The organism is Corynebacterium casei LMG S-19264 (genome assembly GCF_000550785.1).
In the GTDB taxonomy this organism is placed as follows: Bacteria; Actinomycetota; Actinomycetes; order Mycobacteriales; family Mycobacteriaceae; genus Corynebacterium; species Corynebacterium casei.
Genome location: NZ_CP004350.1, coordinates 1,215,120 through 1,237,599 on the forward strand (window position 1 = coordinate 1,215,120; position 22,480 = coordinate 1,237,599).

Genomic DNA, 22,480 nt, shown 5'->3' on the forward strand with positions numbered 1-22,480 from the left:
TGTATGGTGCAATGAAGACGCTACTCTAGTCCAACCGCACAGGACCATCATTTATTGCCTCTTGTGGGCGAAGTGTCCGCCTAGCAGGTAATTCCCGCCATTTGACTCGGGTGGATACAATGACGAACATGGCGAAGAATTCCTCTTTTGTACACCTGCATAACCACACTGAATTTTCCATGCTGGACGGCATGGCGAAGGTAGATTTGCTTGCAGAAGAGGTTGCACGGCAAGAAATGCCTGCTGTGGGCATGACAGACCATGGAAACATGTTTGGCTCGGATGCCTTCTACCGCCGCATGACCAAAGCCGGAGTGAAGCCGATTATCGGTATTGAGGCTTACATGGCTCCTGGTTCGCGCTTTAATAAGAAACGTCAGCTGTGGGGTACTCCCGATCAAAAGCGCGATGACGTCTCCGCATCCGGCGCGTACCTGCACCAGACCATGCTGGCAGAAAACGCCACTGGTCTGTCCAACTTGTTCAAGCTTTCCTCCCTCGCGTCTTATGAAGGCCAGTTGGGTAAATGGCCACGCATGGATGCAGAGCTCATCGCTGAGCATGCCGATGGCATTATCGCCACCACCGGTTGTCCTTCAGGTGATGTACAAACCCGACTACGCCTGGGACAGTTCGACGAAGCACTCGAGGCCGCCGCGATGTGGCAGGACATCTACGGCCGCGACAATTACTTCCTCGAGTTGATGGATCACGGCCTAGACATTGAAAAGCGCACGCGCGACGGCCTGCTCGAAATCGGCCGCAAGCTCGACCTGCCACCTTTGGTGACCAATGACTGCCACTACGTCCTGGAATCCCAGGCACCGTCGCACGAGGCAATGCTGTGTGTGCAGACCGGTAAGACCTTGATGGACCCGGACCGCTTCAAGTTCGACGGCACCGGCTACTACATCAAGTCCGCCGCCCAAATGCGTGAACTGTGGGATGACATGGTCCCAGACGGCTGTGACAACACCCTGTGGATCGCCGAGCGCGTTGAGTCCTATGACTCCCTGTGGGAAGAACACACCCACGACCGCATGCCTGTCGCAGACGTTCCCGAGGGCTACACCCCAACGTCTTGGCTAAGCCACGAAGTGATGGAAGGCCTCAAAGACCGTTTCGACGGCGGGGAAGTACCTGAGGAATACGTCAAGCGTGCGGAGTATGAAATCTCCGTTATTGATATGAAGGGCTACCCGTCCTACTTCCTGATCGTTGCCGAGATTATTAAGCACGCGCGATCCATCGGCATCTGGGTAGGCCCCGGCCGTGGTTCGGCCGCAGGTGCACTGGTTGCTTATGCATTGACCATTACCAATATTGACCCGATTGAACACGACCTGCTGTTCGAGCGATTCCTTAACCCGGAACGTCCATCCGCACCCGATATCGATATCGACTTCGATGACCGCCGCCGCGGTGAAATGATCCAATACGCCGCAGAACGCTGGGGCGAGGACAAGATTGCCCAGGTTATTACCTTCGGTACCGTGAAAACCAAGCAGGCCATTAAAGACTCCGCAAAGGTGCACTTTGGCCAGCCCGGCTTCCAAATGGCTGACCGCATTAACGGCGCCCTGCCACCGGCAATCATGGCGAAAGACATTCCGCTGTCCGGTATTACTGACCCTGACCACCCGCGTTATTCTGAGGCCAACGAGGTCCGCCAGCTGGTGGAAACCGACCCGGATGTCAAGAAGATTTATGACACCGCGCGCGGCCTGGAAGGCGTAGTCCGCCAGGCAGGTGTCCACGCCTGTGCGGTGATTATGGCGTCCGTGCGCCTGATGGACCACATCCCCATGTGGAAGCGCCCCGCCGACGGTGCGTACATCACCGGCTTGGACTACCCAGCATGTGAGGCCATCGGCCTGCTGAAGATGGATTTTTTGGGCCTGCGTAACCTCACGGTTATCGGTGACGCCCTAGCGAACATCAAGAAAAACCGTGGCATTGAGCTCAACCTAGAGGACCTGCATGCCGACGACCCGAAGGTCTCCAAGGTTTATGACCTACTCTCGAGCGGTGACACCCTTGGCGTGTTCCAGCTGGACTCCGGCGGCATGCAGGAGCTGCTCAAGCGCATGAAGCCAACCGGCTTTAAAGATATCGTCGCGTCCCTGGCGCTGTACCGCCCAGGTCCGATGGGTGTGAACGCACACTGGAACTACGCCGACCGTAAGAACGGCCGCCAAGAAATTACGCCAATTCACCCTGAACTGGAAGAACCACTGGCAGAGATTCTGGGCGAGACCTACGGCCTGATCGTGTATCAGGAGCAGATCATGCGTATTTCCCAGAAACTGGCTAACTACACCGCTGGTGAAGCAGACGGCTTCCGTAAAGCCATGGGTAAGAAGAAGCCAGAAGTGCTGGCCTTGGAATATGAGAAGTTCAGCAAGGGCATGTTCTCCAACGGCTATTCCCAGAAAGCGGTTGACGCGCTGTGGGGTACCATCGAGCCCTTCGCGTCTTACGCGTTTAACAAGTCCCACGCCGCAGGCTACGGCCTGGTGTCCTTCTGGACGGCCTACCTCAAGGCTTACTTCGCGCCGGAATACATGGCAGCGCTGCTGACCTCTGTGGCGGATAAGAAGGACAAGTCTGCTATCTACCTCGCGGACTGTCGCCACCTCGGCATCAAGGTGCTGCCACCAGACGTTAACGAATCCGCAGAGGACTTCGAGGCTGTTGGTGAGGACATTCGCTTCGGCATGGGCGCTATCCGCAACGTGGGCTCTGAAGTGGTGGAGTCCATCATCGCCGCGCGCCGGGAAAAGGGCGCGTTTAGGAATTTCAGTGACTACCTGGACAAGATTTCGCTTGTTGCCTGTACTAAGCGTGTAACGGAATCCTTAATTAAGGCTGGTGCTTTTGACTCTCTTGGGCACCCGCGCAAGGGGTTGATGCTGATTCAGGAAGACGCGGTTGACTCCGTACAGTCCACCAAGAAGGCTGCCGATAAAGGCCAGTTCGACTTGTTCGCTGGATTCGGTGGCGAAGACGGTGGGGCAGCATCGACTTTCGCCATTGAAGTGCCCGATGATTCCTGGGACCGCAAACACGAACTTGCCCTTGAGCGCGAAATGCTGGGCCTGTATGTCTCTGGCCACCCACTTGATGGCTTTGAAGATGCACTTGCAGCACAGACTGATACCACGCTGACTACCGTTGTTGGTGGCGAGATGCGCAATGGCCAGGAGATGGTCATCGGCGGCATTATCTCTGGCGTGGACCGTCGCTTTTCCAAGCGTGATGGCTCGCCCTGGGCCATTGTCACCATCGAGGACCACAACGGTGCGCAGGTTGAAATCCTGGTATTCAACCAGGTCTATTCTCTGGTCGCTCCGCAGATTGTGGAAGACAACATCATCTTGGCCAAGGTGCAGGTGCGCGTGCGCGATGAGCGCACCAGCTTCTTCTGCAATGACATTCGCGTGCCAGAACTTGGCCCCGGCAACGGTGCTGGCCTGCCTTTGCGCCTGAGCATGCGTACCGATCAGTGCACTATGGAAAACATTGCCAAGCTCAAGCAAGTATTGGAGAAGAACAAGGGTGATTCAGATGTTTATCTGACTCTGCTCAATGGCGATGAATCCACCATGATGGTCTTGGCTGACCACTTGCGGGTGGAGCGTTCCTCCAGCTTGATGGGTGATTTGAAGGCAACGATGGGCACCGGCATCTTGGGCTAACCTCCCATCTCTCCAAGGTTTATGCGCGGGCGTGAATAAAAATCATGCGTGGTGGTGGATCTGCGATAGGGTAGACAGCACAGTCTATTTCTTTAAAGGAGAAAAACCTCGTGGCACAAAAAATCCGCACCACACATGTTGGCTCACTCCCACGCACCCCAGAACTGCTGGAAGCAAACAAGAATCGCGCATCCGGCTCCGTTCCAGATGAAGCATTTTTCGAGCTGTTGGAAAAGGCAGTCGATGAAGTTGTAGCTCGTCAGGTCGAGCTCGGTATCGACATCATCAACGAGGGCGAGTACGGCCACATCACCTCCGGTGCGGTGGACTACGGCTCTTGGTGGAACTACTCTTTCTCCCGCCTGGGTGGCCTGACCATGACCGACGTTGACCGTTGGGCTAGTGAAGAAGTAGTTCGCTCTGAGCCAGGCAAGCCACGTCTTACCTCTTTCTCTGACCGCCGCGACCGTAAGCTCTTCTCCGAGGCTTATGAAGATCCAGAGTCCGGCATCTTCACCGGCCGCGCCAAGGTGGGAAACCCTGAGTTCACCGGCCCAATTACTTATGTTGGCCAGAAAGAAGTTGAAGCAGACGTCAAGCTGCTCAAGGATGCAATGGCGAAGCACAACGTTTCCGACGGCTTTGTCGCAGCGCTTTCCCCAGGCTCCGCAGCACGCCTTGCAAACAAGTACTATGAAACCGAGTCTGACGTTATCAAGGCTTGTGGTGAAGCACTGTCCCACGAATACAAGGCAATTACTGACGCTGGCCTGACCGTTCAGTTCGACGCACCAGACCTGGCGGAAGCGTGGGACCAGATCAACCCTGAGCCTTCCATCGAAGACTTCCGTGGCTTCGTCCGTGAGCGCATTGACGTACTCAATGACTCCATCAAGGACATTCCTAAGGAACTGACCCGCCTGCACATCTGCTGGGGCTCTTGGCACGGACCACACGTGACCGATGTTCCATTCGGCGTCATCTTGGAAGAGATTCTGCGCGCAGAGGTTGGCGGCTACACCTTCGAGGCTGCATCCCCACGCCACGAACACGAGTGGAAGATTTGGAAGGACGTTGAACTTCCAGAAAACACCTTGCTATACCCAGGCGTGATTGCTCACTCCACCAACGTGGTTGAGCACCCAGAGCTGGTTGCAGACCGCATTTCCAACTTCGCTGAGGTTGTTGGCCCCGACAAGGTTGTTGCATCCACCGACTGTGGCCTTGGCGGCCGCCTGAACCACCAGATTGCTTGGGCAAAGCTGGATTCTCTGGTCAAGGGTGCGGATATCGCTTCGTCTCGCCTGTACTAGTACCAAGCGCTAAGCGCTAAAACATAAAGAAAGGTGCTGCAACAGTTTGAAACTGTTGCAGCACCTTTCTTCTGCGTCAGGCAGTATTGCGTCAGGTAGGGTTACTGCAGACGGAAACCGAACTGCTGCAAGACGCTAGCGATCTGGTCGCGTGCCTCTGGGGAGAATGCTGCCAGGATGGTTGCTGCCTGAGTTAGGGAGCCGCCGACTGCCAAGATGGCACCGACAACAGCGAATATCATGTCGGTGGTTTCATTGCCGCGCATAGACTTCAAAGAATCTGGGACATTTTCCCAACGCTCGTCTTCTGCCTGCTCATCTTCTTCTTCGATGCAGTCTGGCTCTTCTGGCATGCCTGAGGAACCGTAGCCGTTAGCGATACCGAAGGCGAGCTCCTGTGGGCCCATGAAGGAGGAACCAACGGTGCCGTCTTCAACAGCCTGCTCGTGGTATTCACGGGCGTTTTCTACAGCTTCCTGGCACTCGTCGGAGTAGCCATCCGCGTTGATGTGGCCACCGGAGGACAGCTGGCTGGAAGACGGGATGGTTTGTGCAGTTGCAGCAACCGGAGTCAAGGCTGAGACAGCGACGCTGGTAGCTGCAACAACAGCAACAGCAAGGCGGGAGTTACGCATGGAAATTTCTCCTTGGAAGGCAGACGGGCCAATTTGTACTCCAATGAATGTAGCAGGCCGACCCGTATCCCGATAGTGCAATGAAAAAATCCTAACGCCGCCGGTGCGCGACAGGTTAGTTCAAGAACGCTTCTACCTGCGCGCGGACTTCTTGTGGCAGAACCTTCAGCATCTGGTCCTTAGCGCCTGGAATGACACCCAGTGCAGCGACGACGCCAGCGATTACTGCAACGATGGCTGCGAGGGCACCGCCGGCGAGCGCGGAACCAGAATTGGATTCAGAGGATCCTGTGGAAGAGTTTGAAGAACCTTCAGCGCTTGTCTCATTCTTGCCAATCGGATGCTCACTATCAGCGAGCGGGTCTTCAATCTGGAAGATGGTGGTGGTGCCGGAGACCTCGTTGCCGATAACCAACAGGTACTCACCATTAGGGGAGTCTTCCTTATCGATGAAAGCGAAGCCTTCTGGGCCCAGGTCGCCCGCGAACTTGGTGGACTCGTAGTTGTCCTCATCGAAGTCAACAGTGAAGTCACGGTTGTTGACGTAGGTCTGGTACTTCGCGTTCGCTGGGTCAGTAACGTCGTAGACAAAGACTCCGCCAACGCGCTCAGTGCCGATGAATGCGTAGGTGCGGTCACCAATCTGGCCAATGGTCAATGCCTCTGGCTCTGGGCCCTTGTTGTCAGAACGGTCATCAAACTCAGGACCTTCGTTGTCCGCGTTGTGGTGGAAGACGCCCGCCTGGTTTAGTGACGCGGTGACTTCTTCAAACTTGGAACCGGAATCGAAGATGACATTGCCCTCAGCGTCGTAGATAGAGAAGGAACGGGAACCATAAGCGTAGAGCTCATCGAAGCACTGCTCTTCTTCATTCCAGCCAGAGGCATTGGACAGCTTCAGATTGCCCGCTACTTCCTTGGATGCAAGCTCCTCCAGATCAACATCGCCCAGAGCGCCCTCACAGACCTGGCCATCTTCAACAACATCAGCCAGCTCGACTTCATCGGTGTAAATGCCGGAGCCGCCCTCATCTTCATCAACGCCCCATTCGCGGGCATCGCCTTCATTCGCAGTAGCGAAGTAGGTCTGGCCATTGGAGGTAAAAGCGTGGATGGAGTCTGGCATGCTCAGCCCCTTAACCGGGATGGTGCGCAGCTCAGCAGCGTCATCCTTGTTGGAAGAGTCAATAGCAATCTGCGAGTGATCAGTGATGTGCGCTGGAACAATCTTCTCAACGGTTGCAGAAGCAATGTCGATGATGGCGATCGCATTGTTTTCCTGCAGGGTGACAAAAGCCTTGCCGTAAGCAGAGGCTACGTACTCTGGCTCCAAGTCTAGGGAAGGCTGGTTGTGGTGAGCCTCTGGACCAAAGATACGGATATCTTCGTGCAGCGCGCCTGGGGCATCGAAAGCCTCAAAGCCAGCGGTGCGAACGTCCGCCTGGGATGCTGCCTCCACGGTGCCCACTGCAGGCAAGGTAATGACAGAAACAGAACCTGCAGGGTCTGCGACATAAGCGGTGCCCTCAGCGTTAAGTTCGTTGGAAGGCTCACCCTCATTAGCAATCAATGCATACGCGCCATCAGAGGTGATGTGCACGTTATCCGGCAAAGCGCCGATGGTGACGCGGCCCAGCTCGGCAGAGCCCAAGTCTTCTGCGGAAGCATCGAAGAAGAGTGCTTCGCCCTCAAGCAGCTTGTCGCTCTGCTGTACTGCAGCGATGGCCAAGCCATCTTCGCGAACGGTCACGGAGTTAATTTCCTTGTCTGCACCCGCAGAGATCGAACCAATCTTGGTTGGGTTCTCCGGGTTAGACGCGTCCAAAACGTCAATTTCACCGGACAGTGCATTCACCGTCAGGATGCGCTGGGAATCAGCGTGGAATGCAACAATCTCAGCTGCAGACTCAGCCAGCTGGCCAGAGGCATAGCTGCCGATGGGAGCCATAGAAACCCCGGCACCTGCCGCGGAATCGGTAGCTATAGAATCAACGATGCCATTGAAATCCTGCGCATTGGCAATAGCAGGGGAGATGATGCCGGCGGTGAGGGCAGCTGCAGCGCACAGAGAGATGGCGCGACGACGAATGGACATTAATTACTCCTTGGGAATAGTTAAAAAGGTTCTGAAAACAACCTGGGTAATCTTCGCTGAGCAACATGATTTCGCGGCAAATTTAATGTTGAGTGTCTGTGTCCGACAGTTGAATTTCACATGAATTCGATTTTGCTGGGGGCAACGCCAACACAGTTTGGTGCAAGAGACTAAAATGCTTGCTCATGAGTACTAGCCAGAAGGTCAATGCAGAAAAATTCGTCCCAGTTCGCGCAAGCGATATTCAGCTGGCACAAGCACGAATTTCTTCTGAGATTGCGCCGACGCCGCTGCAATACTGCCCTCGGCTGTCGGAACAGACTGGCTGTGACGTTTTTCTAAAGCGCGAAGACCTGCAAGGTGTGCGCTCCTACAAGATTCGTGGTGCCTTCTTTTCAATCTCAAATCTCACCGAAGAAGAAAAGGCAGCGGGCATCGTAACCGCCTCTGCAGGCAACCACGCGCAAGGCGTGGCATATGCGTGCAGCACCATGGGAATCAAGGGCAAAATCTACGTCCCCGGCCCAACACCAAAGCAAAAGCGCGACCGCATCTTGGTGCACGGCGGCGACATGGTCGAGCTTGTCGTCATCGGTGCGAACTTTGATGAAGCTGCTGCTGCCGCACACGAAGATGCTGACGCCAGCGGTGCAACATTCATCGAGCCTTTCGATGCCCGGGATACCGTGATCGGCCAGGGCACCGTCGCCGCAGAAATCATTTCCCAGCTCTCCTCCCAGGGCCGTGCCCTGGACACCGTGGTGGTGCCAGTTGGCGGTGGCGGACTGCTGTCCGGTATCACCAGCTATTTGGCGGATATGGCGCCGCGCACCAGCATCGTTGGCATTGAGCCAGCCGGCGCGGCATCGTTAAGCGCTGCATTCGAAGCAAACGAACCTGTCACCCTCGACACCGTCGACCCCTTCGTCGACGGCGCTGCAGTCAAGCGAATCGGCCAAACCCCGTACAACATCCTGGACGCGAACCGCGGACGTCTGCACTGGGACACCGTCACCGAAGGTGCAGTATCCACAGAATTGCTGGAGCTGTACCAAAACGAAGGCATCATCGCTGAGCCTGCCGGTGCACTTTCAGTTGCTGGCCTGCGCAAAATCAATCTGCGTCCTGGCTCCACCGTGGTCTGCGTGATCTCCGGCGGCAATAATGATGTGCTGCGCTACGCCGAAATCATGGAACGCTCCCTGGTCCACCGAGGCCTGAAGCATTACTTCTTGGTGAACTTCCCACAGGAACCTGGCCAGCTGCGTGATTTCCTGGTCAATATACTCGGCCCAGATGATGACATCACGCTGTTTGAATACCTCAAGCGCAACAACCGTGAAACCGGTGCGGCATTGGTTGGCCTGGAACTGGGCAACGCCGCTGACATCGACGGTTTGCTCGAGCGCATGGAGGCATCACGCATTGATTGCCGTCAGCTCAAGCCGGGCACACCGGAGTATGACTTCTTGGTGGCTTAGTGCACACAGAATATAAACGTCCACCCGCTGATGTGACGGTTGAACATGAGATTGAAATCAAGCGCTCACGCTTTATTTGTCTTATCGGCCGCGTCACCGATGATGCTTCCGCACGCGCATTCATTGATGAGGCGCGTTCGCGTTTTCCTGATGCGCGCCATCACTGCTCTGCGTATATCTACCATGTGGACGACTCCCATCCGGTGGAGCGTTCCTCCGATGATGGTGAGCCTTCCGGCACCGCCGGCAAACCGATGCTGGACGTGCTCAAGGGCTCCGGCTTGATGGATATCGCCGCGGTGGTTATCCGCTACTTCGGTGGTGTGAAACTCGGCGCAGGGGGATTGGTTCACGCCTATGGTGGCGTTGTTAGCGAAGCCATCGACTTGGTTAAGCCCGTGCTTCGCACTACCCGGCACCTTTTTACTTTGGATGCGCCGCATGCTGATGCCGGTAGGTGGGAATCAGAACTGCGTAACCGTGGTTATGAAGTAATAGGAGTAGATTACGGCTCTCAAGCCACCATGACTTTGGCTGTGGCGCCCGGTGAGGAAGACGCGTTGTTTGATACCATCGCCGCGCTGACTCAGGCCACCGCGGAGGCAAAAGAAGCCGGCACCCAATGGGTGGAAATAGCACAAAACAGTTAATCGATTAGGATATATCCCATGACAATGCAGCCCCGTCCGAATAATCCCATTGAGCTTAAGAAGCAAAAAGTTCGCAAGTATGCCCGCAACGGCGTAATCTCCGTCGCTGCTGGTGTTGGCGGCGGCCTTCTTGGTGCACTTGTGCTGGCAGGAAGCTCATGGATCTGGCTTTCCATCGGTCTAGTCGTGGCAGTTGTCGGTGGCGTTTCTAACTGGGTAAAGATTCAAAAGATTGTCAACGAAAACAACAGCGGATACTGACGGACTGCCCGTACGCATCGATGCCTGGGTATGGGCCGTGCGTATGTTCAAAACGCGCGGTGAGGCAGCCGATGCCGTGCGTGCCGGGCACGTCAAGCTCAACGGCAATGCGGTCAAGCCTGCGCAACCAGTAGTACCCGGTGACCGTGTGCGGGTGTGGAAGAACCACCATGAGCATGACTTAGAAATCCTGCGCACTGTCCGCAAGCGTGTCGGCGCACCTATTGCCCGCACCTGCTACACCGATCACGCGCCGCCGCCTCCACCGCGTGAGTTTATGCCGGCCGTGCCACGACGCGACCCAGGCACCGGGCGTCCAACAAAGAAGGACCGCCGCGACATGGAGAAATTCTTCGGCAAACGCCGCTAGCGGGGACTGCAATTGCGTCAAACATGGTGGAGGGACTTCCTGTTTCGAATGGGAAGTCCCTCCACTATTCGCGGGGTAGGTTTGCGGCTAAACGACATTGCGAGAGAATTCTGCGCGCGGGGCGGAAATGAATTTATCGTGCGTATCTAGGGTGAATTCTTAAATGGCATCCACTTGAAAATCGTTGCTGATACGGTGGCGCTGAATGGGGGAAGCATCAATCCAAAGTGAAGGCTGCTTCTTTACCCGTGCATTTTGAACAACGCCTATCGGAGAGGACCGAATACCCATGTCGGACCAGGAAACAAAAACCGAGAGCTTCGTCGAGTTTCTCGCCATGAGAATTAGCGACATTCCTGAAGAAGAAACGCCGTGGACTCGCCACTGGGTGGAAGCGATGATTATCAATGGGGAAGCCGCGTTGAAAAATGGCGATGAACTCAGCATTGAACGCGTGATTGCTCCACTGATTACCTCGCTGTCCAAGATTGAACAGGCTGCGCGTTATGGTCTGACCGACAGGCAGAAAAGCTCTATTGGCGAAGCCGATGCAATAAGTAGCGCGCCAGAAGATACTTCCCATGGCTCCCACAGTGCGTCCGGCGATGAACAGAGTTCGGAGGAATTTCTGGGCTTCTTAGCCACGACTCAAGACCGCGTTCCCCATGAAGATGCACCTGGAACCCGCGATTGGATTGAGCGGATGCTGATGACAGGGGAGACGTTGTCAGAATCGGGGAAGGAACTGTCTCCACAACGCATGGCAGCGCTGCTCATTCCGACCTTGTCGAAGATTGAGCAGACCGCGCGACACGGCAAAGTGCGTCCCGCAGCCGCAGAATAGCGGAGAAGCCGCCGTGCCGATTGAGCGCTTTACTTGCGCGTGGCACGCAAGGCTTTGAGGCGGGAGACAAGCCGCTGGCGACGATCCCGGCGAGTACCGGTATCACCGGTTGCCTCAATGTGGTCCTTGCCAAAGCGGTTGAGCAGCAAATCATCAATCAGACGCACCTGCCCGGGACGGAAACGGTACTTCATGGCGTCGTGGACAGTCTCGATATCGCGTTCAGACAGCAGGTTCTCCAACTGGTTCATGGTGGTGATGCCATTGGTTTCCAGCAAGTCCGCGAGCCAGCGGTAGTGCTCCGAGCGTGAGCGCGGGAAGCGGCCATCGAGAAGCACTGCAAGAATGCCCGGTAGTGTTTCTGCTGAGATCTCAATATCTGAATCCGCGTGATGGGCAGGGTCTTTTAGCGCAGCAATCTCATCAAACTGGTTATCCGCCAGTTCAATGAGCCCAGCGGCCAAGGTGAATAAGCGGTCCACCTGTGGCGATGGCGCGCCAAGTCCCTGCTTGTAGCGAATATCGTGCTCAAACTCAGCCCACGCGTGCTGCAGCACGGTACGAATCTGTACCTCAAAGCGCATACCCACAAAGTCCGCTAGGTCTTCCATATCTTCGGTCACGCGCAGCACAAGGTGGTGGGAGCCATAACCAAATCCGCCAGCCACACGAGTTTCAGCGGCCTTATCCACGGACTTAATTACTTCAAAGGAGTCACCAAAAATAGTGATGGCTTCCGGGATGACGGTGGAGTGAAAGACATTGACGCGCACACCAACGATGTCCTGGATGTCATCCCACGGATTCGGATACATTAATTCGCCATCAATATTGCGCTTCTTCGCCTTGGCCTTTAGTGATGGCCAGCCCTTGACGCGGGCTGCGACGCGATCAAAGATAATGCCGGCGTCATTGAGGAGGTCTTCAATGGCATCACGAAATTCGCGTGCTGCTCGAGGGTGCACGCGAACCCATTCGTGGTACTGATTGCTCAGCTTCGAGATGGGGGATTCAGCCATGATGATTGGTCCTCCTTGAACAAAGGCTAGCCACGGAATTCCTGTGGAAATCCATGTGACCATAGTAACGGGTATGAGCATGGGCTTGGCCGTGACGCTGCCAAGCCCAGTAAAGCTTTTGCGGGTAAATCAATGAAAGCTAGCAGCGAATTCGCGTCCGGCAAAACATAAACCAATGACTGAACGCGCAGGACACGCAGCAAGTGGTGGTGCAAAATGGTGAAGGTCTGAGGGTGTGCCAACCATGCTTGTGCAGCAGCACCGCGAACTTTGACTTCCACCCCAGTCGGCATGCCACGGCCCAGACGGACGGAAGCAGAACGCGTAGAGAACTCTAGTCCTGCCGGGGTTCGTGCGGCTCGTTCTAAGTTTAAGGCCGCCAAGTCCCAGGCGGTGTGAATGCTTAGCCCCAGAAGGTCAAGACCGCGCTGGCTGATGTTGAGCTCATTAGCCTGCAAACCTAGGCGCAGTCCCGGGGACAATGCGAGAGTTGCAAGCGAATCTGAAAACCCATCATCTGAAAGTGGGCGGGTATCCACCCAATCTTTCGCATGCAGCTTCGGAGTGATTTCTCGGACAGAGAGTGCACTGGAGACTTCTACATCAATGAGTGGTTGGGACAAGGGGCTCGGGGAGTCACTCAGGGAAAGCTCGCCGGTGGCGTGGTCAATAACGGTGGTTGCGTGAGACAGCATTGTTGTTCTCCAAGGGTGTCCAAAAAGGGCTAAATAGGGTTTATGCCTTTATGGACTGCTCACGCCATAGGAAAGGTTCCCTCAGCAATGCGAAAGGTGCAGAGACTATCGTGTCTCTGCACCTTAAATGAAGCGGTTGGGGAGGGCCTCGCTGAAAACCTAGATTCCTAGAACGGAGGTTCAGTTTCTAGCTCAAGGACCTCAAAGAGCTTGGAAGCCGGCCATTTTTCAATGCTCTGGCCCTTCTCATTGAGCTCGTCCGCTCGCTTTTCCTTCGACGTGGTGGTGGCCCACTCACCGAGGACCAAAACGGTGGTCTTCTTCGTCACGTTCTTGCCAATCTGACCGCCGTGGTGCGCGATACCGTTCCACAACACGCCCTTGTCAAAGGGCTCGAAGTCACCGGTCAACGTGACATGTTGGCCATAGAGTGGGGAATCCTTGTCCGCGTCCGGGTTCGGATCGGGGATAGTATCCGGCGTTGCCACCGACTCCCAAGGTGCTGGACGGCGCTGGGCCTTCTTCTCACCGGCACCTGCAGACTTTTTCTCAGACGTGGCGGGAGATTCAGAAGAACTCCAAGGGTCCGAGGATGTGCGGTCGCGGAAGTCGGTTCCTGCGCCCAAATCTTCCGGAGAAATTGGCGCGGTGTCTTTGCGCAGCACCGGCATGATGTGCTCCGGGGTCATGGTGCCCAGTTGGAATCCCTGTGCATCAAATACGTCGCGGATGCTTTGCTCACCTTCCACAGGGGAGTCAAACGCCGGTGCCAAAGCCGAAATGATGTGGCCAGCCGCGCGGGCATCATCCAAGGCATCGTGGTGCTTGAATTCACCAAAGCTCACGGCCTTCGCTACGGTTGGGAGCTTGTGGTTAGCAACTGCGAGAACCTTGGACTTGGAAGCATGGCGAGCCAATGCCAAAGAACACGCCAGCTTCATTTCTGGAACCGGCATCTGGGAGCGAAGGAAAGCTGAGCGAAGCGCAGTGGAATCAAACTGTGCATTGTGCGCGACCAACACATCATCACGCATAAACGTCAACAGCTCAGAGGCTGCTTCCGCGAAAGTCTGGGCGTCTTTGACGTCGTCGGCGGTGATGCCGTGGATGGAGATATTGATGTCATCAAAGTGCTCAATGCCCGCTGGTGGCTTGCACAGCCAGACCTTGGATTCGGTTTCCTCACCGGCTACAAAACGCACGGCACCAATCTGGCAGATAGAGCCCCAGTTGCCATTGGCGGTTTCCACGTCGACGGCGACAAAGTCCAAGCCAGGGGTAGCAGTAGCAGCCAAAACGCGTTCGCTATCGGCGCCAGCAGGTGCAGAGCTTGTCGATGCCTTGCCAGAGCGCACATCATTAATCCAGCGCGCGCAGGCCTCCGCGTCCTGGTTCGGCGCGAACACGATCGTCAAGGCATCGGCAGCCTTGCCTGTGAAAGAAATGACAATCTCACCGTTAGAGGTTGCGCTTGGCTGCATGGCATTAACGCTCTTGATCTCATCAAGAGCGATGTCGCGGCGTTCTTCGCTGTTGAGCGAGGCCGTAAGCTGCGATGGAACATAGACCAAGTTGCCCTGCGATATGGACAAAGAGGCTCCGAGTGCTGAAACCGTCACGTTAAGTGCTCACGCCTTTCTGCGAAATTACTGCTCTTGTTCCCCAAATTCAGACTCTGACTCAGATTCAGCTTCTGCCTCAGAATGTGAATCTGCGCCAACCAGACTTGAGTTTGCGGATTCAAATACCGGTGGTTCGGTCTGCTTCAGAACAAGAGTCGAACGGGGTTGAACTAAAATCGTACCCTCTGCGTCATGGATGGTGTCCTCTTTGGGGTACCCGCCAGGAAAAGCGGTATCAACGATCAGTTGCCATTTCGCGCCCAAATCCTTGGTAGGCAGGCGGAACTCAATTTCTTCATCGTGCGCGTTGAACATCATGATGAAGGAATCATCCTTGATTTCTTGCCCCGAGCGGTCACGTTCTGTAATCGCGTTGCCGTTGAGGTAGACCATCAGCGCTTTGCCGAAATCATGATCCCAATCGTCCTGCGTCATCAGCCGGCCGGAAGGCACCAACCATGCCACATCACGTTCGCGTACATCCGCGCCGAGGGGGCCGCCGGAGAAGAAACGTTGACGACGGAAGACTGGGTGGTTACGGCGAATGGCAATCACTCGCTTGGTAAAGGCGTACAGCTCCGATGGCTTCGCCATGTTCAGCAGTGACCAGTCCATCCACGCAATTTCATTGTCCTGGCAATAGACGTTGTTGTTGCCGTCTTGGGAGCGACCCATTTCATCACCATGTGAAATCATGGGCGTGCCCTGGGACAACAACAAGGTGGTGAGGAAGTTGCGCTGTTGACGGCGGCGCAAACGCAGAATGTCCTCGTCATCAGTTTGGCCCTCAACCCCATGATTCCACGAGCGGTTATGGGACTCGCCGTCGCGGCCATCTTCACCGTTGGCATCATTGTGCTTCTCGTTATAAGAAACCAAGTCACGCAAGGTAAACCCGTCGTGGGCGGTGATGAAGTTGATGGACGCGGTTGGGCGACGGCCGTTGTTGGCATAAAGGTCCGAAGAACCCGTTAGACGCGATGCAAACTCGCCCAAAGTGGCGGGCTCGCCGCGCCAGAAATCACGCACGGTGTCGCGGTACTTACCGTTCCACTCACTCCAGATCGGAGGGAAGTTACCCACCTGATAGCCGTCATGGCCAATATCCCACGGCTCCGCGATGAGCTTGACCTGGCTGACCACGGGGTCTTGCTGCACCAGATCGAAGAAGGTGGCTAGCTTATCCACGTCGTCGAGTTCACGGGCCAGTGTTGCCGCCAAGTCGAAGCGGAAGCCGTCGACGCGCATTTCCTTCACCCAGTAACGCAAGGAATCCATGAGCATCTGCAAAGAATGTGGGTGACGAACGTTTAAAGAGTTACCGGTACCGGTGTAGTCCATGTACTTGGACTTATCTTCATCCACTAAGCGGTAGTACGCAGGGTTATCGATACCGCGGAACGCAATGGTAGGGCCCAAGTGATTACCCTCAGCGGTGTGGTTGTACACCACATCCAAGATGACCTCAATGCCCGCGGCGTGATAGGCGCGCACCATGGATTTGAACTCCGCTACCGCGCCGCCCGGGGTGCGGTCGGAAGAATAATCTTGCTGAGGCGCAAAGAAACCAAAGGTGTTGTACCCCCAGTAATTGCGCAGGCCCAGATTGCGCAAGCGGTCGTCTTGCAGGAACTGGTGTACAGGCAACAGTTCCACCGCGGTGATGCCCAGGTCCTGGAAGTACTTGATGACGGAGGGATGAGCCATGCCTGCATAGGTGCCGCGAAGATGCTCAGGCACGTCTGGGTGGGTCATCGTCATACCCTTCACGTGGGTTTCATAGATGACAGTTTCCGTCTCTGGCGTACGCGGCCGGCGGTCGCCCTTCCAGTTGAAATAAGGGTTGATGACCACGGACAGCATGGTGTGGCCCAATGAGTCTTCTTCATTGCGCCCAGAGCCGGCTGGCTCAGCGTCGATGTCATAGGAATACAGCGACGCGTGACCATCGAAGCCACCCTCAAAGGAATGAGCATAGGGATCAACCAGCAATTTGCTGGGATCACAACGCAAGCCATTTTCTGGATCATAGGGGCCGTGAATACGGTAGCCGTAGCGCTGGCCTGGACCCACAGTAGGAAGATAGCAGTGCCAGACATGAGCCGTTTCTTCTTCGAGCTCAATGCGCGCCTCATTCATGTCCTCATCAATGAGGCACAATTCAACTTTCTCGGCGATATCGGAAAAGATCGCGAAGTTGGTTCCCGCGCCATCGAAGGAAGAACCCAAAGGATAAGAACTTCCTGGCCACTGTTGTGTGTATGAACTAATAGATGAGGTCATGGTTGAGAAGCTTAATGCATAAGGCGCGTTCTGGCGCCTTATCCAGCACCTAAAAGAAACTAGAAGAGGATAGAGGCAATCAGTGTGCAGAAGCTGCTACGCCGGCGATGATGATCTCAGCACCTCGCATCAGTGCCGCATCATCGAAGGGATTCTCAGGCGTGCTGGAGTCCTCAGAAGCGGAGTCACCCTTGGCCGCTTGCATAAGTTGCGCCAATTGGGCCCGGTTTTGATCCATCACTGTTGCGCCCAAGACCAAGTGCACAAGTGTCTGCGCGGCAACGATGCGGGTCGATTCTTCTGCATTGACCTCCCGCAGAGAATCAGCAAACTTCTGCGTTAGAACCGTCCATGTGGGGGAGTCTGCTTGGGAAAGCGCTGCGGTGACAAGCTCTGCACCGTCACGGTGATACAACAATATCTTGCGCAGCTTTGCTACCAAGTCCAGCGTTGAATCCCCATCTAGGTGGGCAACAAAACTTGAAGCGATTTCCGCAATAAGCGCCTGCTTGTTTGCGACATGCCAGTACAGCGCGCCGGGCACAACCCCTAGTGTGGTGGCGATTCGGCGCATAGTCATGTCCGCAAAACCGTAGGTGTCTAGGAGCTCTACGGCTGTTGTGATGATGTCTTCGCGGGTCAACTGCACAGCACCGGAGTCTACCCAATGTGCGATAGCTGAGATTAGTTGACATGTTCACAGGGAGCTTTGAGGTTTCCTTAAAGGGCTGGGGAACATTGAATTGTTAGGATATAACGCACACGATGTCTGCCACGATGTACAAGTAAGATGTTTTGGCGTCTGAGATTTTTCAAAACTTCGTACAACGCAGCAAGCACAAACTAATTCAGGAGAAAACTTGTCTTTTCCACGCCCGATGAAATTGTCCACCGCCGCGCTCGCACTGGTAGCACCATTAGCGCTTGTTGCTTGTAGCTCCGGCGAAAGCGAGGATGAAGCTGCGGCAACCACGTCCGCAGTCACCTCGACCGTAGAAGCTACCTCCGAAGAGGAGACCACCTCTGAGGAAGCAACGTCGGAGGAAACCACCACGTCGGAGGAAACCACCACGTCGGAGGCCGCGGAAACCACTGAGGCAGATACTCAGGCACAGGCTGCTCCGCAAGAGCCAGCCGCACAAGATGGCGGCGCTGCTGCCGGTGCCGGTGCTGCGGCAGACGCAGCTGCTGGTAACCCATTGGGTACCGAAGAACTTCAGCCAGTCGAAGGCGGCCAGGCTGCCGATGAAGCAACTAGTGGCCAGATTTCCGCGCTGGTGAACGGCTGGTATGAGGTTCCGGATATGCGTGCTTACATGCGCTACATCCCGGACAACACTTGCTCCCAGGTTCTGGCAGAAAACCCAGACGTGAACAATGTTGATTACAACATGTTCCCGCAGATCCCTATGGCTCAGGTGAGCACCAACTGGAACGCTGCTGGCGTTCAGTCCATTGATGACCTGACTGTCAACGGCAATGATGCTTCTGCAACAGTCACCGTTAACACCGGTGAAGGCGTAGACACCTCAGTTATGCGCTTCAAGAATGAGGGCGGTAGCTGGTTATTCTGTAACTAAGGCAAGAAATTAGTTACTCTTAGCAACCGTGGCACGTTCAATTTTTCCCCGCACCGTCGGCTTTGGTGCGGGGCTTCTTGCATTAGTTTTGGTTGTCTATTCCGTATTCGGAATCTTGTGGGGCCTATGGCGCCCAACAATGACAGCGACCGCTGTTGAAGGCGGCGGTTTCGCCATCGATTCAACCTCCAATGCGCAATTTCAAGGTTTCGGCACCTTTGTTGTCGCCACCGCACTTTTGGCCGGAGTCATTTCCTTCGGTGTATTTAAGTACGCCAAAGCCCGCCGCGGACTTGGCACCATGATGTACCTAGCTATTTTGACAGTCATTGGTTCGCTGGCTTTTTGGCTCGTGGGCGGATTCGTTGCCCAAACAATGCCGGATGTCAGTTCTGAAGTGGGAAGCCAGGTGGAATGGACACCGACCTTCGCGCCTGGTCTTGGCTTGAGCGCAGCACCATTTCTATCTTTACTGGTGTATTGGTCGGGGCTCTACTTGGTTATTGGCGACTCCCGTGATGATGACGCAGCCGGTGGGTTGGGGAGCTCACAGCCCGTTGAAGTAGGACAACCCCTTTATTGATTTCGGTTGCATTGAGGCGTGAGTCTAAGGGTTGATATGCGTGGTTGTGCATGGAATACGGGTGTTCATTCTTAAGAAGAGGAATAGCGGTCGTATGATAGGTTAAAGCACCTAATAACACTCGTTGGAAAGGCCAGCTCAATGTTGCGCGTCATCGATCTTAGAGGTCGGAAATTAACTACCTCCCAGTTGCGCCGAGTAATTCCCCGCGGTGGCGTTTCAGTCGCCTCCGTCGTGGAAAAAGTCGCACCGATCGTTAGCGATATCCAGCATCGTGGCGCCGAAGCCGCGCTCGACTACTGCGAGCAATTCGATGGCATCCGCCCTGATGCTGTCCGTGTGCCAGAGCAAGCATTGCTCGACGCGCTTGAGCAGCTGGACCCACAGGTCAAGCACTCCATTGAGACTTCCATTGCGCGCGTGCGCAAGGTGCACGCTGAGCAAAAACCAGATTCCCACACCACCACGTTGGCTGAGGGCGCGACCGTAACTGAGGTCTTCCTGCCCGTAGAACGTGTGGGCTTGTACGTGCCAGGTGGTAAGGCCGTGTACCCATCTTCGGTCATCATGAACACCGTGCCGGCACAAGAAGCTGGCGCATCCACGCTAGTTGTGGCGTCACCTCCGCAGAAAGAATTCGGCGGTTTGCCGCACCCAACCGTGTTGGCTACCTGCGCCATCTTGGGCGTGGATGAAGTCTGGGCTGTCGGCGGCGCCCAGGGTATTGCGCTGCTAGCGTATGGCGATGATGATGCTGAGCTTGAGCCAGTGGATATGATCACTGGTCCAGGCAACATCTTTGTCACGGCCGCAAAGCGCCTGGTACGTGGACTCGTCGGGACCGATGCTGAAGCAGGTCCAACCGAAATCGCAGTGCTGGCGGATGCCACCGCGAATCCTGTGTACGTGGCCTATGACCTGATTTCCCAGGCTGAGCACGATCCGATGGCAGCGAGTGTTCTTATCACGGATTCTGAAGAATTGGCGCAGTCTGTTTCGCGCGAAATCGAGCAGCGCTACACCGCAACCGCCAACGCAGAACGCGCTGAGGAAGCCCTGCGCGGTGAGCAGTCTGGAGTCGTTCTAGTTGATGACCTCGAGCACGGTATTGCTGTTGCGGATGCCTATGCCGCCGAGCATCTAGAAGTGCACACGGAAAATGCCCGCGCAGTTGCAGAACGTATCAAGCACGCCGGTGCGATCTTTGTCGGCGACTACTCGCCGGTGCCGCTGGGTGATTACTCAGCAGGTTCCAACCATGTGCTGCCCACCTCCGGCACCGCGCGCTTTAACCCAGGCCTGTCCACCCACACCTTCCTGCGCCCGGTCAACCTCATTGAGTATGACCGCCAGGGGCTCGCAGAGGTAGCAGATGCCGTGGTCAATTTTGCTAATGCCGAAGACCTCCCAGCACACGGTGAGGCAATCCGTGCACGATTTGAAGACAACTTTTAAAGGACGCCATGACTGAAAATTCTTTGCAGAACATCACATTGGATGACTTGCCATTGCGGGACGAACTCCGCGGCAAGTCAGCTTATGGTGCACCGCAGTTGCACGTGGCGCACCAGCTCAACACCAATGAGAATCCTTATTCGCCATCGGATGAGCTGATCGCTGATTTGATTGCAGAAATCCGCAAGATTGCAAGCGACCTCAACCGCTATCCAGAGCGCGATGCAGTGGAGTTGCGTGAGTCATTGGCTCAGTACATCACGGGCCAAACTGGGGTAGCGGTAACCAAGGAACAAGTCTGGGCAGCCAACGGCTCTAATGAAATCCTGCAGCAGCTACTTCAAGCCTTTGCTGGTCCTGGCCGCAAGGCGCTGGGCTTTACCCCGTCTTATTCCATGCACCCGATTCTTAGCGGTGGAACCCAAACGGAATTCATCGAGTGCCCACGCGCTCAAGACTTCACTATTGATATTGAGAAGGCTTTAGAAAGCATCGAAAAGAATGCTCCCGACGTGGTGTTTATCACCACCCCGAACAACCCAACCGGCGATGTGACCAGCCTGGATGGCATTGAAACCCTCATCCAAGCCGCACCCGGAATTGTTATCGTGGATGAAGCTTATGCGGAGTTTAGCCCCAGCCCATCGGCTGTAACCCTTCTGGAGAAATACCCCACCAAGCTGGTGGTTTCGCGCACCATGTCTAAGGCCTTTGACTTCGCCGGTGGCCGCTTGGGTTACTTCGTAGCGGCACCGGCCTTTATTGAAGCCGTCATGCTGGTGCGCCTGCCGTACCACCTGTCCAGCCTGACCCAAGCGGCAGCGGTGGTGGCACTGCGCCACAGCGAAGACACCCTCTCTACCGTGGCGAAGCTTTCTGCGGAACGAATTCGCGTGGTAGAAACATTGGATAAGCTGGGCTTTAAAGTTATTCCGAGTGAATCCAACTTCGTGTTCTTTGGTGAATTTGAAGACCAGCACGAGATCTGGAAGAAGTTCCTAGAGTGCGATGTGCTGATTCGTGATGTAGGAATTACTGGCTTCCTGCGCACAACCATCGGGTTGCCATCGGAAAATGACGCCTTCTTAGAGGCAGCAGCGGCGATTGTTAAGGAGATTTAATATGGCGCAACGAGTAGGTATGGCGGAACGCAAAACATCTGAATCTGACATCACGGTTGAAATCAACCTGGATGGTACCGGCAAGTCCGACATTTCCACTGGGCTGCCATTTTTTGACCACATGCTCACCGCGTTTGCTACGCACGGCAGCTTCGACTTGAAGGTGCACGCGAAAGGCGATGTAGAGATCGACGCCCACCACACCGTCGAAGACACCGCGATTGTCTTAGGCCGCGCTTTTAGCGAAGCCATTGGGGATAAGAAGGGTATTCGTCGTTTCGGATCGCAGTGGCTGCCGATGGACGAGGCGCTGGTTGAAGCCGTCATCGATATCTCTGGCCGCGCCTACTACGTCATGAACGGCGAGCCAGAAAACATGGACTGGCAGATCATCGGCGGTCACTATGCCACCGTGATCAACCGCCACTTCTTTGAAACCTTTGCTATCCACTCGCAGACCACACTGCACGTCAATGTGCGCTACGGCCGCGACCCGCACCACATCACCGAAGCAGAATACAAGGCTGTGGCCCGCGCGTTGCGCCAAGCGGTGGAAAATGACCCACGTCAATCAGGTATTCCATCCACCAAGGGAGCTCTGTAGACTCCGCCGTGTACCTAGTTGTAATTTTGATGTTCCTCGTCGCCGGCATGTTGGTGGGAGGAGCGTGGACAGCGTATAAACAAGGCGCTAAGTTTTGGACAGCGATTGCCGCAATCCTGGCCCTGGCAGCTTCGGCGACTGCTATTGCATGGATGATAGGAGAGATGTAGT

The 22,480-nt window shown here is 55.4% G+C and carries 20 protein-coding genes; 13 read left to right on the top strand and 7 right to left on the bottom strand.

What is annotated here, in order from left to right; genetic code table 11:
• The first annotated feature begins 128 nt into the window (after positions 1-128).
• Both dnaE and CCASEI_RS05605 read left to right on the top strand, forming a co-directional pair.
• Positions 129-3,698: a DNA polymerase III subunit alpha gene (dnaE, locus tag CCASEI_RS05600; RefSeq protein WP_025387423.1), complete on the top strand. Its 3,570-nt coding sequence runs from the start codon at positions 129-131 to the stop codon at positions 3,696-3,698.
• 110 nt (positions 3,699-3,808) lie between these two features.
• Positions 3,809-5,011 (top strand): cobalamin-independent methionine synthase II family protein, encoded by a 1,203-nt coding sequence (locus tag CCASEI_RS05605; RefSeq protein WP_025387424.1) that lies wholly within the window; start codon positions 3,809-3,811, stop codon positions 5,009-5,011.
• A gap of 101 nt (positions 5,012-5,112) precedes the next feature.
• Here CCASEI_RS05605 and CCASEI_RS05610 read toward each other — a convergent pair whose 3' ends face one another.
• Together CCASEI_RS05610 and CCASEI_RS05615 are read right to left on the bottom strand one after the other, a co-directional pair.
• The gene (locus tag CCASEI_RS05610; RefSeq protein ID WP_006821632.1) at positions 5,113-5,646 is read right to left on the bottom strand and encodes a hypothetical protein; all 534 of its coding nucleotides are present in this window, start codon (positions 5,644-5,646) and stop codon (positions 5,113-5,115) included.
• A gap of 115 nt (positions 5,647-5,761) precedes the next feature.
• Entirely contained in the window at positions 5,762-7,741 is a 1,980-nt protein-coding gene (locus CCASEI_RS05615; protein ID WP_006821633.1) for a choice-of-anchor I family protein, read from the bottom strand.
• A 185-nt stretch (positions 7,742-7,926) separates the two neighbouring features.
• On the opposite strand from CCASEI_RS05615, the gene ilvA reads away from it, so the two are divergent.
• The 5 genes from ilvA to CCASEI_RS05640 all read left to right on the top strand — a co-directional run bounded on the left by ilvA (position 7,927) and on the right by CCASEI_RS05640 (position 11,347).
• Entirely contained in the window at positions 7,927-9,222 is a 1,296-nt protein-coding gene (ilvA, locus tag CCASEI_RS05620; RefSeq protein ID WP_006821634.1) for a threonine ammonia-lyase IlvA, read from the top strand.
• Entirely contained in the window at positions 9,222-9,872 is a 651-nt protein-coding gene (locus CCASEI_RS05625) for a YigZ family protein (protein WP_006821635.1), read from the top strand. Before ilvA ends, CCASEI_RS05625 begins: the two co-directional genes overlap by 1 nt.
• An 18-nt stretch (positions 9,873-9,890) precedes the next feature.
• Positions 9,891-10,133, top strand: a complete 243-nt coding sequence (locus tag CCASEI_RS05630) for a hypothetical protein (protein WP_006821636.1) — start codon at positions 9,891-9,893, stop codon at positions 10,131-10,133.
• Positions 10,105-10,503: an RNA-binding S4 domain-containing protein gene (locus CCASEI_RS05635; RefSeq protein ID WP_006821637.1), complete on the top strand. Its 399-nt coding sequence runs from the start codon at positions 10,105-10,107 to the stop codon at positions 10,501-10,503. The genes CCASEI_RS05630 and CCASEI_RS05635 overlap by 29 nt, the downstream gene beginning before the upstream one ends.
• Positions 10,504-10,792: 289 nt before the next feature.
• Positions 10,793-11,347, top strand: coding sequence for a hypothetical protein (locus tag CCASEI_RS05640; RefSeq protein ID WP_006821638.1), 555 nt, complete (start codon positions 10,793-10,795; stop codon positions 11,345-11,347).
• A gap of 29 nt (positions 11,348-11,376) precedes the next feature.
• Here CCASEI_RS05640 and CCASEI_RS05645 read toward each other — a convergent pair whose 3' ends face one another.
• The 5 genes from CCASEI_RS05645 to CCASEI_RS05665 all read right to left on the bottom strand — a co-directional run bounded on the left by CCASEI_RS05645 (position 11,377) and on the right by CCASEI_RS05665 (position 17,615).
• Entirely contained in the window at positions 11,377-12,366 is a 990-nt protein-coding gene (locus CCASEI_RS05645) for a GTP pyrophosphokinase (protein WP_006821639.1), read from the bottom strand.
• A gap of 26 nt (positions 12,367-12,392) precedes the next feature.
• Complete coding sequence (locus tag CCASEI_RS05650; protein ID WP_006821640.1) at positions 12,393-13,061, bottom strand: hypothetical protein; 669 nt, start codon at positions 13,059-13,061, stop codon at positions 12,393-12,395.
• A gap of 167 nt (positions 13,062-13,228) precedes the next feature.
• Complete coding sequence (locus CCASEI_RS05655; RefSeq protein ID WP_025387426.1) at positions 13,229-14,680, bottom strand: exonuclease domain-containing protein; 1,452 nt, start codon at positions 14,678-14,680, stop codon at positions 13,229-13,231.
• Positions 14,681-14,707: 27 nt separating this feature from the next.
• A complete protein-coding gene (glgX, locus tag CCASEI_RS05660; protein WP_025387427.1) occupies positions 14,708-16,966 on the bottom strand; it encodes a glycogen debranching protein GlgX in 2,259 nt (752 codons plus the stop codon).
• A gap of 79 nt (positions 16,967-17,045) precedes the next feature.
• A complete protein-coding gene (locus tag CCASEI_RS05665; RefSeq protein WP_006821643.1) occupies positions 17,046-17,615 on the bottom strand; it encodes a TetR family transcriptional regulator in 570 nt (189 codons plus the stop codon).
• A gap of 211 nt (positions 17,616-17,826) precedes the next feature.
• On the opposite strand from CCASEI_RS05665, the gene CCASEI_RS05670 reads away from it, so the two are divergent.
• From CCASEI_RS05670 to CCASEI_RS15015, 6 genes are all read left to right on the top strand, one after another.
• Positions 17,827-18,546 (top strand): hypothetical protein, encoded by a 720-nt coding sequence (locus CCASEI_RS05670; RefSeq protein ID WP_225868446.1) that lies wholly within the window; start codon positions 17,827-17,829, stop codon positions 18,544-18,546.
• 28 nt (positions 18,547-18,574) lie between these two features.
• On the top strand, positions 18,575-19,129 hold the full coding sequence (locus tag CCASEI_RS05675; protein ID WP_006821645.1) for a hypothetical protein: 555 nt from the start codon (positions 18,575-18,577) through the stop codon (positions 19,127-19,129).
• 141 nt (positions 19,130-19,270) lie between these two features.
• Positions 19,271-20,584, top strand: coding sequence for a histidinol dehydrogenase (gene hisD / locus CCASEI_RS05680; protein ID WP_025387428.1), 1,314 nt, complete (start codon positions 19,271-19,273; stop codon positions 20,582-20,584).
• Between the two features lie 8 nt (positions 20,585-20,592).
• Positions 20,593-21,705, top strand: a complete 1,113-nt coding sequence (locus CCASEI_RS05685; protein WP_025387429.1) for a histidinol-phosphate transaminase — start codon at positions 20,593-20,595, stop codon at positions 21,703-21,705.
• Between the two features lies 1 nt (position 21,706).
• Positions 21,707-22,309 carry an imidazoleglycerol-phosphate dehydratase HisB gene (gene hisB, locus CCASEI_RS05690; RefSeq protein WP_006821648.1) on the top strand — a complete coding sequence of 201 codons (603 nt, stop codon included), beginning with the start codon at positions 21,707-21,709 and terminating at the stop codon, positions 22,307-22,309.
• Positions 22,310-22,317: 8 nt separating this feature from the next.
• Positions 22,318-22,479 carry a hypothetical protein gene (locus CCASEI_RS15015; RefSeq protein ID WP_006821649.1) on the top strand — a complete coding sequence of 54 codons (162 nt, stop codon included), beginning with the start codon at positions 22,318-22,320 and terminating at the stop codon, positions 22,477-22,479.
• The last annotated feature ends 1 nt before the right edge of the window (position 22,480 follow it).